The 14,413-nt window shown below is 65.8% G+C and carries 11 protein-coding genes and 2 pseudogenes (1 of these 13 only partly in view); 3 read left to right on the top strand and 10 right to left on the bottom strand.

Going from position 1 to position 14,413, the window contains the following annotated elements; genetic code table 11:
• Positions 1-344: the 3' portion of an acyl-CoA thioesterase gene (locus H9L12_RS12255; protein ID WP_187541962.1), read on the top strand. 34 nt of this gene lie to the left of the window's left edge; only the last 344 of its 378 coding nucleotides appear in the window; its start codon lies off the left edge, out of view; it ends in the stop codon at positions 342-344.
• On the opposite strand, the gene H9L12_RS12250 is transcribed toward H9L12_RS12255, so the two are convergent.
• The 9 genes and pseudogenes from H9L12_RS12250 to hisS all read right to left on the bottom strand — a co-directional run bounded on the left by H9L12_RS12250 (position 341) and on the right by hisS (position 10,230).
• On the bottom strand, positions 341-949 hold the full coding sequence (locus H9L12_RS12250) for a hypothetical protein (RefSeq protein WP_187541961.1): 609 nt from the start codon (positions 947-949) through the stop codon (positions 341-343). The two genes, H9L12_RS12255 and H9L12_RS12250, sit on opposite strands and share 4 nt — an antisense overlap.
• Positions 943-1,869 carry a DUF4139 domain-containing protein gene (locus H9L12_RS12245; protein ID WP_187541960.1) on the bottom strand — a complete coding sequence of 309 codons (927 nt, stop codon included), beginning with the start codon at positions 1,867-1,869 and terminating at the stop codon, positions 943-945. Before H9L12_RS12245 ends, H9L12_RS12250 begins: the two co-directional genes overlap by 7 nt.
• 13 nt (positions 1,870-1,882) lie before the next feature.
• Positions 1,883-3,295 (bottom strand): DUF4139 domain-containing protein, encoded by a 1,413-nt coding sequence (locus H9L12_RS12240; RefSeq protein WP_187541959.1) that lies wholly within the window; start codon positions 3,293-3,295, stop codon positions 1,883-1,885.
• Positions 3,296-3,415: 120 nt separating this feature from the next.
• Positions 3,416-4,951, bottom strand: coding sequence for an OprO/OprP family phosphate-selective porin (locus tag H9L12_RS12235; RefSeq protein WP_187541958.1), 1,536 nt, complete (start codon positions 4,949-4,951; stop codon positions 3,416-3,418).
• A gap of 52 nt (positions 4,952-5,003) precedes the next feature.
• Complete coding sequence (locus H9L12_RS12230; RefSeq protein WP_187541957.1) at positions 5,004-6,038, bottom strand: substrate-binding domain-containing protein; 1,035 nt, start codon at positions 6,036-6,038, stop codon at positions 5,004-5,006.
• 166 nt (positions 6,039-6,204) lie between these two features.
• Complete coding sequence (locus tag H9L12_RS12225; protein WP_187541956.1) at positions 6,205-6,846, bottom strand: DUF4167 domain-containing protein; 642 nt, start codon at positions 6,844-6,846, stop codon at positions 6,205-6,207.
• 264 nt (positions 6,847-7,110) lie between these two features.
• A pseudogene (prmC, locus tag H9L12_RS12220) lies at positions 7,111-7,934 on the bottom strand (peptide chain release factor N(5)-glutamine methyltransferase).
• Between the two features lie 33 nt (positions 7,935-7,967).
• On the bottom strand, positions 7,968-9,047 hold the full coding sequence (prfA, locus tag H9L12_RS12215; RefSeq protein ID WP_187541955.1) for a peptide chain release factor 1: 1,080 nt from the start codon (positions 9,045-9,047) through the stop codon (positions 7,968-7,970).
• The gene (gene hisS / locus H9L12_RS12210; RefSeq protein ID WP_187541954.1) at positions 8,968-10,230 is read right to left on the bottom strand and encodes a histidine--tRNA ligase; all 1,263 of its coding nucleotides are present in this window, start codon (positions 10,228-10,230) and stop codon (positions 8,968-8,970) included. Before hisS ends, prfA begins: the two co-directional genes overlap by 80 nt.
• A gap of 102 nt (positions 10,231-10,332) precedes the next feature.
• Between hisS and H9L12_RS14515 the strand changes: the two are divergent.
• Both H9L12_RS14515 and ppa read left to right on the top strand, forming a co-directional pair.
• Positions 10,333-12,257, top strand: a pseudogene (locus tag H9L12_RS14515) (M61 family metallopeptidase).
• Positions 12,258-12,340: 83 nt separating this feature from the next.
• Positions 12,341-12,877 carry an inorganic diphosphatase gene (gene ppa, locus H9L12_RS12200; RefSeq protein ID WP_187541953.1) on the top strand — a complete coding sequence of 179 codons (537 nt, stop codon included), beginning with the start codon at positions 12,341-12,343 and terminating at the stop codon, positions 12,875-12,877.
• Here the strand turns inward: ppa and H9L12_RS12195 are convergent.
• Positions 12,874-14,391: a porin family protein gene (locus H9L12_RS12195; RefSeq protein WP_187541952.1), complete on the bottom strand. Its 1,518-nt coding sequence runs from the start codon at positions 14,389-14,391 to the stop codon at positions 12,874-12,876. The two genes, ppa and H9L12_RS12195, sit on opposite strands and share 4 nt — an antisense overlap.
• Positions 14,392-14,413 lie beyond the last annotated feature (22 nt).

Raw genomic sequence — 14,413 nt, 5'->3', positions numbered from 1 at the left:
TCGTCCCCGGCCCGACCGACATCAACGCCAACGGCCATATCTTCGGCGGCTGGGTGCTCAGCCAGATGGACATCGCCGCCGGCATCGTCGCGTCGCGGCGCGCCCGCGGATCGGTCGCGACGGTCGCGATCGAGGGAATGGAATTCATCGCCCCGATCCACTTGCGCGACATCATCTCGGTCTACGCCGAGGTTGCCCACGTCGGCCGCACGTCGATGCGCATCAAGATCGAGGTCATTGCGAGCCGCGATCGCGGCGAGACCGAGGTCAAGGTGACCGAGGGGGTCTTCACGTTCGTCGCGATCGACGGCGAGGCAAGGCCCCGTCCGGTCGACGAAGCCTAGTCCAATTCGCGCCAGCGGTAACGGAGCGTCCGACTGCTGTTGCCCGGCAGGGTGACTGTCCACACCGGCCGTCCATCGATCGTGGTCACACGGCCGCCCCTCGGCTGCACCTTCTGCCCGGGATAGAAACGGACCTCTACCGGCGTGGCCAGCGGCGAATCGTTAGTCAGCACGATCTCGGCATTCCGAATCTTTCCCTCGGTCGCCAGCTGACGCTGCGTCATTCGCACGGTCGACGGTTGGTCGACCGGCAATTCGATCCGCTCCCCGACGGCACGGTCGGTCATGTTTCCCTCGCCCAGCAGGAACGGCTTCCCCGCGCGCTCGGTGAATAGAGTGAAACGACCGGCCGGTAGCGGGAGACCAAGACCAGCCTCCTTCCGATTTTCGAAGAGAAGCACGCGGAGCGCGGTCCCGGGCGTCTTTATCGAATTGTCCACGCCCACGTCGAAGCGGGCCACCTCGCGGAACCGGGCGGCGGGTTGCTCGAGCAGCGCCACCTGCTTCTGCGAGTTCGCCGCGACGGTCACCGGGATCGGAATCCGGTACAGCTTGAGGTCGCCCAGCGCTTCACGCACCGCCATCACCCGTGACCCGGTCACCACGATACTCTCCGCCATCCGCGCGACCGCGGGGAAGGCGCCATCGGCGGGGGTGGCGGCGCAGGCGGCGGCGGATAATCGTAGGACTCGTCCTCGTCGATGTCGCTGGTGGTACCGCTCGGCCAGCAATCGAGCGTGATCGGCCGAACCTCGGGATCGGGAACATCGACACGTTCCCGGTTCAACCGACCGGCGACCGCCATCGCCTCAGCACCGGCCAGGCTGGTGTCGTCACCGTTGGCCATGGTCAGCCAGGCGAACAGCGACATGCTCCGGCCGTCGGGTGCCAGCGTCCCGACATAATGCGCTCGCCAGTCGAAGTTGTTGGTCAGGTAGGTCAACGTGACCGTCGCATCGATTGGACGCGCCAACCGCAGCCGGCTCGACAGGGTCGGACGGGGCGAGAGGATCGGCGGAACTTCGGCAGCACGGATCGTTTCGTTCATCCCCGAGCAGCGCAGCGCTTCGAACCCCTCCGCCGTCTGCAGGACGACACCATTCGGCCCCGAGCGCAGCACCACATCCTGCTCGACGACCTTGCCCGTCGCCTTGTTGGTCCGTTTGAGATGCACCCGCTGCCCTAGCAGCGACGCAATCAGGGTTCCGGGCGACAGCAGCATCGCGTCGCGATTCTTTTCGACCAGCGAATTGCCCAGGCCCGTCACGATGGCGCTTTGCGGGATGATCCCGGCGGTAACCCCTTCGAAGCGAAGATCGACCTCACCGGCCGGCAACGACACCCGCCGCGACTCGCTGACCATGGCAAAGCCTTGCAGCCAGTTGAGATTGAGGGTCGAACCTTCCGATCGATAGACGGTGATCGCCACCTTGTCGGGGCGCGGTGACGACACGATCGCCTGCGCCGTCGCGGTTTGCGCCACGGTAAGTGCGAGCAATCCAGTGAGAGCGCGGGCGCGCTGCATCGCTACCGGGCCTTTAGTAACGCGTATCGAAAGTGGCGGTGACGACCGTCTCGCCATTGGCCGGGACGATGACCCGCCAGCGGGCATCGTCGGCGGTCATGCGTTCGCTCTTGATGCTCTCGCTGGTGATCCGGACGTCGCCCCAAAGTCCCGACTGGACCAGGTCGACGGTCACCGGCTGCGGACCGGCGTTGCTGAGCGTGTAACGCATCCGCGTTCGCCAGCGATAATTGTTGGGATTGCCGAGCCGGGTGCGCTCCTCGACAATCGGCTTCACCTTGACGTCGAAGGCTTCGCCGGTTGCCAGCGACAAGTCCGATCCCATCGGCGTGTGACCAATCTGGTGCTCGCCGACGAACTGCGGATTGCCGCGTGCATCGCGCTGGTAGACCCGAACCGTCCCCGCCGGCAGCGCATCGCCGAGTCCGGCGTTCCGCGAGCTTGAGAAGCGCAAGACCGAGTTGACGCTTTGCGGCTCTTCTGTCGAGCCGAGCCAGGCGTTGCGATACTCATAGCCGCGCGCCGCGGCAGCGTTGTGGACGTCGAGGAAGCTGACCTGCTTGGTCTGGCGATTGGCGATCGTCGTCCGTTCCGGCAGCGGATAGAGATAGAAACCGCCCAACCGCTCGCGATTGGCGCTCTCCGTACCGGCGCGAACCATCCCGCCCGGCGGCGGCGGTGGCGGCCTGTAATAGCTGCGGCTCTGGTTGGGTTCGTTCCCGGCAACCAGCAAAGTGCGGGCGTTCTCGAAGGTCGTCCCGCTATTATTGGTCAGCGTGATCCACCCTTGGATGTCCATCTTCTTGTTGGGCTCGTCGAACAGGGCGACGTAGTCGGCCGACCAGCCGAGACCCGACGTCAGGTAATTGAGTGTCACCGGCTGGCGGCCGCCACGGCTTGCCTCCAGGGTCACCGAGAGCGTCGGGCGGGCGCGAAGATTGTCGGGCACGCGGTCGAAGACGACGCGCGTCGGCAGGCCGTCGTCACGCAAGACCTCGATGCGATCGCCGATCTTGACCACCACACCGCCATTGGCGGCGAGCACCAGCGCTCGCTCCCGGGTCTCCGCGCCGGTGGCGGGATTGGTCCGCACCAGGGTGACGGTCTCGCCGACCGCCTTCTGCATTAACGCCGAGGGCGTCAGCAGGTCGAAATCGAAATTCTGCTCGACGATGCCGATGCCGTTGCCCGTCAGCGTCACCGTTTCCGGCCGGATCCTCGCCGAGACGTCAGGGAATTCCTGACGGACCCGCCCGGTCGACAGTGTCAGTTCCCGCCGGTCCTGCACCAACGCGCGGTCCTCGTTGTAGATGGTGACGGCGACGTCGCCCTGCGCGCTCTTGCCAGTGGGAAGGACCGGGATGATTCCTTGCGCGAACAGTGGCGAGGAAACAGCGGCCAGCAGGCCGGCACAAACGAGACGCATCGCAACCCTCCCTACAACTTTGCGTACGATGATACATTGTTACGCATTGTCAAGTGAACGGCGGCATAACGAAAAGGGCCCCGCCGAAGCGGAGCCCCTTCCTACGCAACGACGCTACAATTAGAACTCGAGCTGGGCGCGGACGGCGGCCGAAGTCGAATGATACTTACGTTCGTTGACCGGGTCGGTGCTGGTCGGATCGACCGTCGCCGCGCGGGGACCGCCGGTGATGTCGGTGCGGCCGACCTGGGCCATGAAACGCAGATAGTCCATCGGGTTCCAGATGATGCTCGCCTGGTAGCCGAGCTGCTTGCCGCCATTGACGAAGTATGGCGCCGCGACGGTCGCGCTGTCGGCGACGCGATCGGTCAGGTCCATATAATCGAGGCGGGCATTGACTTGGATCGCGCCCCAGCCGCCCTTGTCGAACGGCTTCAGCACCTTGGTGCGGTCCCATTTGCCGCCCTTGTAGCCGCGGGATTCGCCGGTCAGGTAGAAGCCCACTTCCGCATAGCCGCCGGTGAAGCTGGGATCGCCATCGTAGCGCGTGCCGTTTGGCGTCGCGTTGCTCTCCGGGTCGAGCGGGACAAAGTCGGTCGCGTCATAGGTCTTGTCGACCCACAGCTTCTGCGCCTCGGCGGCGAAGTGGAACGACTTGAAGATGCCGCCGAGCTCGACGCCGACGCTGGTATCGCCCTTCGCCGCAATGGTGCCGGTATCGATGAAGCGCTGGTCGGTGACCTGCGTCAGCGGGCGGCTGCGATACTGGGCGCCTTGCGATTCGCGGTTGTTCTGCCGCTTGTGCGCGCTTGCCCCGAGGTGAAGCATGCCGCCCGCGAACTGCGGCGAATAGGTGCCGCGCGCCGACACTTCCCAACCCGTGCGGGTGAAGCTGCTGTCGTTGATCGGCTGGCTGAACAGGCCGAGCGACAGCGTGTACTTGTCGGCCTTCTTGTCGGCCAGGCTGAGGCCGACGCCCAGGCGGCGGTTGTAGTTGAACGCGTCGGTGAAGCTGGCGCGTTCCAGCATCGAACCGAGGCGCGACGAGGTCATCGTCTCGAGGCTGCTGTACGGGTAGAAGTTACCGACCGTGATGGTCAGCGGGCTTTCCTTGAAGTCGTAGCTGAGGGTGATGTCCTCATAATCCACGCCGCCTTGGGCGAAGTTGAACTCCGCCTTGTACTTGAAGCCGCCCGGAAGGCTGCCTTCGGCGCCGAATACGATCCGTCGGGCGCGCGTGTTGAAGCCGAGATTGTTATAATTGAGGCCGCCCACGGTGCCGCGCAGTTCGTCGCCGTTCGGATAACCGACGACGCCGGCATCGAACTGCATGAAGCCCTTCGGCTTGAACGTGAAGCCGGAATCCTTGTCGGCGAACTCCGGCGCGCCCTTCCAACTCGGCGTGGACTTGACCATGCCCGACTGGATCTGCGCGATCGATTCCTGAAGCGCTTCAACCTGCGCCTGGAGCAATTCGATCTTCGCCTGCGCATCATCCACCGGTGCGGCGGCAGCGATCGCGGCATCGGCAGTCGCGTCCGACGCGTCCGGCGTTTCGCTTTCCTGAGCGGTGGCTGCATCCTGCGCCATCGCCGGCGTTGCCATCACAAGGGCGCTCCCCGCGAGCAGGGCGGCCATCAGAGTCTTGGTATTCATCATCGTTCCTTTTCCCCGCCGGCCCGCGAACGGGCCGGCCCCGGTCGTTTGCTTATTTGAGTGCGCCGAAATTCAGCGGTGCGAGCGTGCGCGCGTTCTGCTGCGATCGCGCGCGGACATTATTCGGCGCGGCGACGAGGCCGCCCGACAGCAAGTAGCCGCGCGGTCCGAAGGCGCTTTCCTTGGTGAATTCGGCGACGAAGGCGCGGATGGCCGGAATGGCGCCGACATGGGCGTTCTTGACGTAGATGTAGAGCGGACGCGCTCCCGGATACTTGAACGAGCTGATCGTCTGGTACGACGGCGTGACGCCGTTGATCTGAAGTCCCTTCAGCCGATTCAGGTTCTCTTCGAGATAGCTGTAGCCGAAAATCCCGACCGTGCCGCGGTTGGCTTCGAGCTTCTGGACGATGAGGTTATCGTTCTCGCCGGTCTCGATGTAGGCGCCGTCGGTGCGAACGCCGGTGCAGATCGCCTTGAACTTGGCCTCGTCGGCCTTCTTCATCGCGGCCATCGCCGGGTTGGCTTCGCACGGCGGGGTCATCAGCAACTCTCCGAGCGCGTCACGGGTGCCCGACGTCGACGGCGGACCGTAGACGCGGATCGGAATCGCGGGCAGGCGGGCGTTGACGTCCTTCCAGGTGCGCGCCTTGTTCGGCTTGCCGAACGGCGTCTTCGCAATGGCAAGATAGAGGTCGCGCTGCGTGATGCCGGTGATCGGTGTCCCCTTGCCCGTGCCGAGCGCGACGCCATCGAGGCCGACCTGGATTTCCGTGACCTGCTTCACGCCGTTGCCAGCACATTGCTTGGCTTCCGACGACTTCATCCGGCGCGATGCATTCGCGATGTCCGGGAATCGCTCGCCGACGCCGGCACAAAAGAGCTTCAGTCCACCGCCAGTGCCGGTCGATTCGATAATCGGCGTGCCGAGACGCGGATTGGCTCGCGCGACGCGCTCGGCCACCATCTTCGCGAACGGATAGACGGTCGATGAGCCAACAGCGCGCATCGAGCGGGCATCGGCGGTTGCGGGTATGGCAAGCGCCACGGCCGCACTCGCGGCGATGGCGTAAGTCTTCACGGTCATGGTTCAAATCCCCTTGGGCGGGGTGCTCTCCCCGCCGGCCCGACCTCAATAGGAAGGCGAGGGGACTCGAACATGACGGACGTGTTTCAATCGCGTGACAGCGGCCGGGCTAACAAAAAGGGCGGCAGATTTCTCCGCCGCCCCGATTGATCACGCGTCTTTTCGTTCAAGCCGCCGGGGCCATGTCCTCGCCGCTTTCGTCACGCGGCTTGCGGGCACGGCGGCGCGGCGCCGGCGCAGCTTCGGCCACATCGGCGTTGCCGTCGTCGACCGCGATTGCCGGGGGAAGGACGCCGAGCGAGATCCGTTCATCGCCTTCCTCATTGTCGGCCACCGGACGCTGGCGGCGCGGACGTTCGCTGCGCTCTCCCCGCTCAGGACGATCGTCGCGTTCACCGCGCGGCTGACGGTCCTGGTTCCGGTTGCGATCGCGGCGCGGCTGGCGGACTTCTTCCTCGCCCTCGTCACTGTCGTCACCCTCGGCGTCGACCATCAAGTCTTCGCCGTCGTCCTCATCCTCGTCGTCGCGATTGCGACCGCGACGTTGACCTTGCTGCTCTTCGTACCGGGAGCGGCTTTCTTCGAGAACGCGGAAATAATGGTCGGCGAACTGTAGAAAATATTCGGTCTGGACCCGGTCGCCGGCCAGCTGTGCATCGCGCGCCATGCTCTTGTATTTTTCGAGCAGCTGCGCCGCATTGCCCCGCTGGCGATTGTCGCGCGCGTTTCCGCCGCTGTTGCCGGGCATTCCTTGGGGACGCTGTCCACCGCGACCGCGACGGCGGCCGCCCTGACGATTGTTGATCAAGAGGTGTTTCCCTGTCGCACTGGCGGCCCATTCGGGACCGCCGTCTTCCTGTCCTTCACATGGAAGTCGTGGTCCCCGGCGTACAGGCCGACCAGACCGCCAACGGCGGTGGCCGCCCCTCCTTGGCAAGATCAGCGCCACGTTAAGCGCTCGAAACGGCCATTCGTCGTCGGGGGTGGTGACGGAGGATGCTAGCTTTTCAGCACGGCCCCGTCCCTGTCCTCCGATGTAATGGCGAATTGTTAAAATTCCAAGCCTTTTCGACTAACCGCGGATCAACAGCGCCCGCGGGCGGCCGCCAAGATCATGGGCAAGCTCGCTCGCCAACCCGGCATCCAGGAACAGCGCCGCCGCCGAGGCGCCCTGATCATAGCCAATTTCGATTGCCGCCAGCCCATGCGGCGCCATCAGCCGGGCAAGTTCGGGGCCAGCCGGCGATAGTCGTCAAGGCCGTCGCGGCCCGCGAACAAGGCTTCCGACGGCTCGAACTCGGCGACACCCGGCCCCATTTCCGCGCCGATGGCGACATAGGGCGGGTTGCACAGGATGAGGTCAAAGCGCTCGCGGATCCCGTCGGCCCAGTCGCCGATGCGAAACTCGGCGCGCTGGCCTAGCCCGAGCCTGGCGGCGTTGCGGCGCGCATAGCCGAGGGCGTTTTCGGACGAATCGACGCCGAGCCCGGTCGCCTCCGGCCATTGGTCGAGCGCGGCAAGCAGCAAGGTTCCCGGGCCGGTGCCGAGGTCGAGGATTCTCCTAGGACCAGCCGTCCCCGCGAAGTGATCGATCGCGGCGACGATCAGCGTCTCGCTGTCCGGCCGCGGGATCAGCGCGCCCGGGCCTACTTCCAGGTCGATCGTCCAGAACGCCCGCTGGCCGGTGATGTAGGCGACCGGCTCACCCTTCGCCCTGCGATCGATCATCGCCTGGAATTTTTCCGGCACCGCGCGGGACGGCGGGTCGAGCAGCAGCCGATCGCGACCGATGTCGAGCGCGGCGGCCATCAAGAGTTCGGCGTCGAGGCGGGCCGTGTCGCTGGTGGCAGCAAGCGACTGGGTGGCGCGATTAAGGGCGCGCGCAATCCGGGTCATGCCACGTCGTACCCGCCCGCGGGAGGCGACGCCTCAAGCATCGTCCAGGCTGGCGAGCCGCTCCGCTTCGTCTTCGGCGACCAGGGCTCCGACCAGTTCGGCAAGGCCGGGTCCTTCAAGGATCGCGTCGAGCTTGTGCAGGGTCAGGTTGATTCGGTGGTCGGTCACCCGCCCCTGCGGGAAATTGTAGGTTCGGATGCGCTCCGACCGGTCGCCGGAGCCGACCATCGACTTGCGCGCGCCGGCGCGTTCGTTGGCGAGGCGTTCGCGTTCCAGTTCGAACAGGCGGGTGCGCAGCACCTTCAGCGCCTTGGCCTTGTTCTTGTGCTGCGACTTTTCGTCCTGCTGGATGACGACCAGGCCGCTCGGGATATGGGTGATCCGGACCGCGCTGTCGGTGGTGTTGACCGACTGGCCGCCCGGACCGGACGAGCGATAGACGTCGATCCGCAGATCCTTGTCGTCGATCTGGACGTCGACGTCCTCGGCTTCCGGCAAAACCGCGACGGTCGCCGCGCTGGTGTGGATTCGCCCGCCGCTCTCGGTCGCCGGCACGCGCTGGACGCGGTGGACGCCGCTCTCGAATTTGAGCCTTGCGAAAACGCCGGCGCCGCTGATTGACGCCACGGCTTCCTTGTACCCGCCAACGTCGGAAGCGGAGGCGCTGATCAGCTCGAACTTCCAGCCCTGTTCCTCCGCGAAGCGCTGGTACATGCGCAGCAAATCGCCGGCGAACAGCGCGGCCTCGTCCCCGCCCGTCCCGGCGCGCACTTCCAGCATCGCCGCGCGTTCGTCGGCGGCGTCCTTGGGCAGCAGCTGGACGGCCAGCGCCCGCTCCGCCTCCGGAAGCTGCGTCTCGATCAGCTGCAATTCCTCCGCCGCGATCTCGCGAAGCTCGTCGTCGGCATCGCGGGTCATCGTGACCAGGCTTTCGCGCTCGGCGCGCAGGCGGCGCACCTCGCGCGCGGCGGCGGCGACCGGTTCGACCTGGGCGTATTCCTTGGACAATCGCACGAACTCGTCGGGCGACAAGTCAGGTGCCGCCATCGCCTCGGCAAGCTCCTGCTTCTTCGCCTCGATCGAGACGATCCGGTCCAGCGAAATGGAAGTCACGCCTGTTCCTTGCCCCAAGCGCTGCTTCGGCGCGCGCTTTCCCGAACGACTTGATGCGCCGCGTGGGCTCGCCGTCAAGCTGGCCGAGCACGAGTATCTCGGACGCACCCCGCTTTACCGCGCGATCAAAGCGCTTGCGCGGACTGCCCGTCGCGACGAGTTCGGCAGACAAGCCCGCGGCGCGAAGCTCGCGCAACGCCTTCCACGCACTCACCAGCACTGTGTCATCCTCAACGACGACCGCCACATCGACCGTGTCGGGGGCCGGTGCCTCGACCAGCATCGCCAGCCGTTCGATCCCGGCCGCCCAACCAACGGCCGGTGTGTGCGGGCCGCCGAGCTGCTCGATCAGCCCGTCGTAGCGGCCGCCGGCGATGACTGTGCCCTGCGCACCGAGCTGGTCGGTGACGAATTCGAACGCGGTGTGCCGGTAATAGTCGAGGCCACGGACGAGGTGTGGGGCGAGTTCATAGGCAACGCCCGCGGCGTCGAGGCCGGCGCGGACCTGGCCGAAGAAATCCTCCGCTTCCGGGCTCAACTCCATGGTCGGCGCACTGTCGGCAAACGGCCGGTCGCGCGGATCCTTGCTGTCGAGGATGCGCAGCGGGTTCTTGTCGAGCCGTTCCTCGCTGTCCTCGCTGAGTTCGGCGCGATGGGCGGCAAAATGGTCGACCAGCTTAGCCCGCCACGCGTCGCGGCTGGCGGCGTCGCCCAGCGTGTTGAGCTTCAGCGTCACCCCGCCGATGCCAAGCTCGGCCAGCAGCTGCGACCCGAACGCCAGCAACTCGACATCCGCTAGCGGCTCAGCGGCGCCGATGATCTCCGCGTCGAGCTGGTGGAACTGGCGGAAACGGCCCTTCTGCGGGCGCTCGTAACGGAAGGCAGGACCGTGCGTCGCGACCTTCAGCGGCGCAAACTGCTGCCAGCCTTCAGACAGGTAAGCGCGCGCGATCCCGGCGGTGAATTCGGGGCGCAAGGTGACGGCATCGCCGCTGCGGTCCTCGAACGAGTACATCTCCTTGGAGACCACGTCGGTGGTCTCGCCCATCGTCCGGGCGAACACCGCGGTCGGCTCCAGCACCGGCACCTCGACCCGCTTGAAGCCATAGAGCCGGCGGACATAATTGAACGTCTCGACGACGTGCGCAAACCGGTCGGCATCCTCGCCGAGCAGGCTCTGCATGCCACGGATGGGCTGGGGGTCTTCGACATAGGTGCGGTTAACTTCGACGGATAATGGCTGTCGCCCCTAGCGAAGGAGAACCCCGCGCGCTAGCCGTCCGCCATGAGCTTCCATCTTCGCGCCGCTGCGCTTCTCGCCATTTCGCCCCTCGCCATCCTTGCCCAGCCCGCGCTGGCGCAGAACAGCGCGCCGCAGGCGGTGCCGGTCACCAACAGCATCCCGGCGTCCCGTGACATTCCATATCCCGGCACGATGCGGCTGGAGGTCGACGCCACCGACCTCGTCCGCTCGGTCATGAAGGTGAAGCAGACGATTCCCGTCGCGCAGCCGGGGCGGATGACCTTGCTCCTGCCGAAATGGCTTCCGGGTGCGCACGGGCCGGACGGCACGATCGACAAGCTGGCCGGGCTCGAGATTACCGCCAACGGCCGGAAGCTTCCGTGGCGCCGCGATCCGGTCGAGGTCTATGCCTTCCACGTTGACGTGCCGGCCGGGGTCAGCAGTGTGGAAGCACGCTTCAATTTCCTCTCGCCGGTCTCGGGTAGCCAGGGCCGCGTCGTGATGACCCCGGAAATCGTCAACGTGCAGTGGGAAAAGGTCTCCCTCTATCCGGCCGGATATTACGTCCGGCAGATCCCGGTCGTCGCGTCGCTCACCCTGCCGGCGGGCTGGCAGGCCGGGACGGCACTTCGCCCGACCAGCACCTCCGGCTCCACCATCCAGTACGGGCAGGTCGACTATGAAACGCTGGTCGATTCACCCGTGTTCGCCGGCATCCATTTCAGGAAGCACGACCTGGGCCAGGGCGCGACGATGGTGACGGTCGCCGATAGCGCGAAAGAGCTGGAGATGCCGGCCGACGTCCTGGCCAAGCACCGCCGGATGGTCGACCAGAACATCAAGGTGTTCGGCGCCAAGCATTACGACCACTACGACTTCCTGAATGCGATCAGCGACAAGCTGGGCGGTATCGGGCTGGAGCATCATCGCAGCACCGAGATTTCCACGGACCCGGGCTACTATACCGATTACGCTAACCACCAGTTGGACCGGAACGTCTTCCCGCACGAATTCACGCACAGCTGGGACGGCAAGTTCCGACGTCCGGCCGAGATGTGGACGCCCGATTACCATACGCCGATGCGTGACGACCTGCTGTGGGTCTACGAGGGGCAGACCCAATTCTGGGGACGGTCGTCGAGGCCCGGTCGGGCATGAGCACGAAGCAGGAAGTGCTCGACAATGTCGCCTACGCCGCCGCCTATCTCGACAACCAGAAGGGCCGCACCTGGCGCCCGTTGGTCGACACGACCTACGATCCGATCGTACAGAATCGCTCGCCCCAGCCTTGGGGCAGCTTCATGCGCAACGAAGACTATTACAACGAGGGCATGCTGATCTGGGTCGAGGCCGACGCCATCATTCGCCAGGGCACGGGCATGAAGCGCGGGATGGACGATTTCGCGAAGGCTTTCTTCGGCATCCGTCCCGGCGACTGGGGCCAGGTCACCTACACCCGCGACGACGTCATCGCGACGCTCAATTCGGTCTACCAATATGACTGGGCGGGATTCCTTCGCGAACGCGTCGACCAGACCAGCGAGCGCGCGCCGCTGGGAGGCTTCACCCGCTCTGGCTACGAGTTGCAATACACCGAGGAGCAGACCGCCACCGGCAAGGCACGTGCCAAGCTGCGCGAGGCGGCAGAGTTTTCCTATTCGCTAGGCTTCAGCGTGAGCAAGGACGCCAAGATCAGCGGGATTGCGTGGGGATCGCCCGCATTCGACGCGGCGCTGCGCAACGGCGACGAGATCGTCGCGGTCGGCGAAAAGACCTATTCCGAAGATACACTGAAGGAAGCGGTCACCGAGGCCAAGGGAACGGCGGTCCCGGTGCGCCTGACGATCAAGCGGGGCGACACGGTGCGGCCCTACACGATCAATTATCACGGCGGCCTGCGCTATCCGCGCTTCGTGAAGATCCGCAAGGGCGATGGCGCGCTCGACCTTCTTCTCAAGGCCCGCTGAGCCGGCCGGAGCCGCGATGAGACGCGGATGGAGGATCGAAACGCTTCCACCCGCGCCCTTCTGGCCCTAAGGCGCGCGGCATCATGAACATCGACCTGATTCCGGCGGGGTCCAATCCTCCGCATAGCGTCAACGTGCTGATCGAAGTCCCGATCGGCGGCGAGCCAGTCAAATATGAGTTCGACAAGGCGTCGGGCGCGATCTTCGTCGATCGCATCCTGCACACGCCGATGCGCTATCCGGCCAATTACGGTTTTATCCCGCAGACCTTGTGCGGCGACGGCGATCCACTTGACTGCCTGGTGATGACCCGCTGGCCGCTGATGCCCGGTTCGGTAATTGCCGCCCGGCCGGTCGCGGTGCTGTTCCTGGAGGACGAGGCCGGCGGCGACGAAAAGCTGCTCGCCGTGCCCGAGCCGAAAGTGAGCCCCTATTACGCCGACGTCATGGAAGGCACCGACCTGCCGCATATCGTGCTTCAGCAGATCGAGCACTTCTTCACCCACTACAAGGATCTGGAGCCCCAGAAGTGGGTGCGGGTCGGCAAGTGGGGCGACGCCGCGGCGGCTCAGCGGGTCGTCATGGAATCCCTGGAGCTGGCGAAAAACGCCAAGGCCTAGTGCGGCGGCGGACCGCCTGCGCTTGCGCCGCCTCCCCCGCCACCGCCACCGCCGAAGCGCATGAAGCGCGTCGGCAAGAACAGCTTGCGGAAGGTGATTCCCACCGTGCGACCGATCGGCTCCAGCCGGTCCGGATAATAAGCGATCGGGATGACGCCGTCGGCGCCGCGGACGTCCGGCTTGTTATCGAACAGGTTCTTGACCTCGAAGCGGACCGAGCTGCCAAGGAAGAAGGGGTTCTTCGCCACCAGGTCGAACCGTTCGCCGAGGTTGGCAAACAGGCGAAGGTCGAAGCTGGCGTAGCTGCCGAAGCGAAGGCCCTCACCAGCAATCCCACCGTTCACCCGGGTGGCGCTGCGCCAGTTGGCGGACAGCCGGGCACCGAGCCCGTTGTTGTAATAGCCGGTTTCCGCCTCGACCTGGTGGCGCGGGCGACCGCCGCTCGAGCCTGATGCCTCACCATCGAGGTAGTCGAGGTCGTCGAGACCTGGGGCGATCGACAGCTTGTCGGTCAGCGTAATGGTGTCGGTCAGCGAGAAGGTCAGGCGCCCGCCGTTGCGGCCGCCTCCCCGTCCTCCGCCGCCGAACCGCACCCGGGGTTGGTCGCCGGCGGCAGCCGCCCCCTGAACCTGTCCGCCGCCCTGGGGAGGCGCGTTGCCGCCCTGCCGTTGGTTCGGCCGAGCCCCGGCGAACCGGGCACGAAGGGCAGCGATGGCTTCGGCCGACGGCGGCGTGGATTTCAGCGGCTTGGTAAAGTCAAAGCCTAGCCGGATGGTGTCGCGGGTCGATCGCTCCGCATTGACCGGGCGGAGGTCGACCGCGATCAGCCGGCCGCTACCGTCGCGGGTGAAACGGTCGGGGAAGGCCGCCTCCAGCGCGGGGGTTGCCGCCGGGAAACCGATCTGCGGATTGTCGATGACCTGGTGAACGAAATCCGCGCGCAACCGCAGGTCCAGCTCTTCCTTCGGTTGCCAGTTGGCGCCGAGCTTCCACACCGTGCGGCGGTCGGCGTCGAGCGCGGGATTGCCGCCGGTCAGGGTGGTGAGGTTGACGGTCTCGCCATTGACCGCGTCGAAGAAGGGCACATTGTCGGTTTCCTGAAGCGGATCGCCGAGCTGCTGAAGCGTCGGCGCGCCTTCTTCGCGCGTGACGCTGCCGAGAAGGTTGAGCCGGCCGGCTGGGCTCCACGTCACCCCGGCGCCAAGGCTGGTCAGCGTGCCGAAATCGCTTAGCTGCTGAACCCCTGCATTCACGTTGGCCGACAGACGGCCGATGCTCGACGCGCGCTTGGCGAGGGGTAGGTCGAGACTGGCCGACCCACCGCCGATGGTCCGGCCAAGGTCGGTATTGGTGACGATGTCACGGCGCCGGGCGCTGGCATCGAGGTCAAGGCGGGACACGCCGGCCTTGAAAGTGACATTGGCGTCGCCCGCTGGAAGCGCGAACAGCGGTCCGTTGGCCGTGGCGTCCAGCTCGAACGACGTGCGTTCGCTCTTGCTGCGGTCGTCGGCCAAGACGTCGAGGATGCTGCGGTCT

Source organism: Sphingomonas rhizophila (assembly GCF_014396585.1).
Taxonomy (GTDB): domain Bacteria; phylum Pseudomonadota; class Alphaproteobacteria; order Sphingomonadales; family Sphingomonadaceae; genus Sphingomicrobium; species Sphingomicrobium rhizophilum.
This window is presented reverse-complemented; position numbering and strand designations above follow the sequence as displayed.

Bases quoted from the DNA above. Each gene is read 5' to 3' on its own strand.
- H9L12_RS12245 (WP_187541960.1), bottom strand. From the start codon at position 1,869: ATGCAGCGCGCCCGCGCTCTCACTGGATTGCTCGCACTTACCGTGGCG.
- H9L12_RS12240 (WP_187541959.1), bottom strand. From the start codon at position 3,295: ATGCGTCTCGTTTGTGCCGGCCTGCTGGCCGCTGTTTCCTCGCCACTG.
- H9L12_RS12235 (WP_187541958.1), bottom strand. From the start codon at position 4,951: ATGAATACCAAGACTCTGATGGCCGCCCTGCTCGCGGGGAGCGCCCTT.
- H9L12_RS12230 (WP_187541957.1), bottom strand. From the start codon at position 6,038: ATGACCGTGAAGACTTACGCCATCGCCGCGAGTGCGGCCGTGGCGCTT.
- hisS (WP_187541954.1), bottom strand. From the start codon at position 10,230: ATGCAGAGCCTGCTCGGCGAGGATGCCGACCGGTTTGCGCACGTCGTC.
- ppa (WP_187541953.1), top strand. From the start codon at position 12,341: ATGAACATCGACCTGATTCCGGCGGGGTCCAATCCTCCGCATAGCGTC.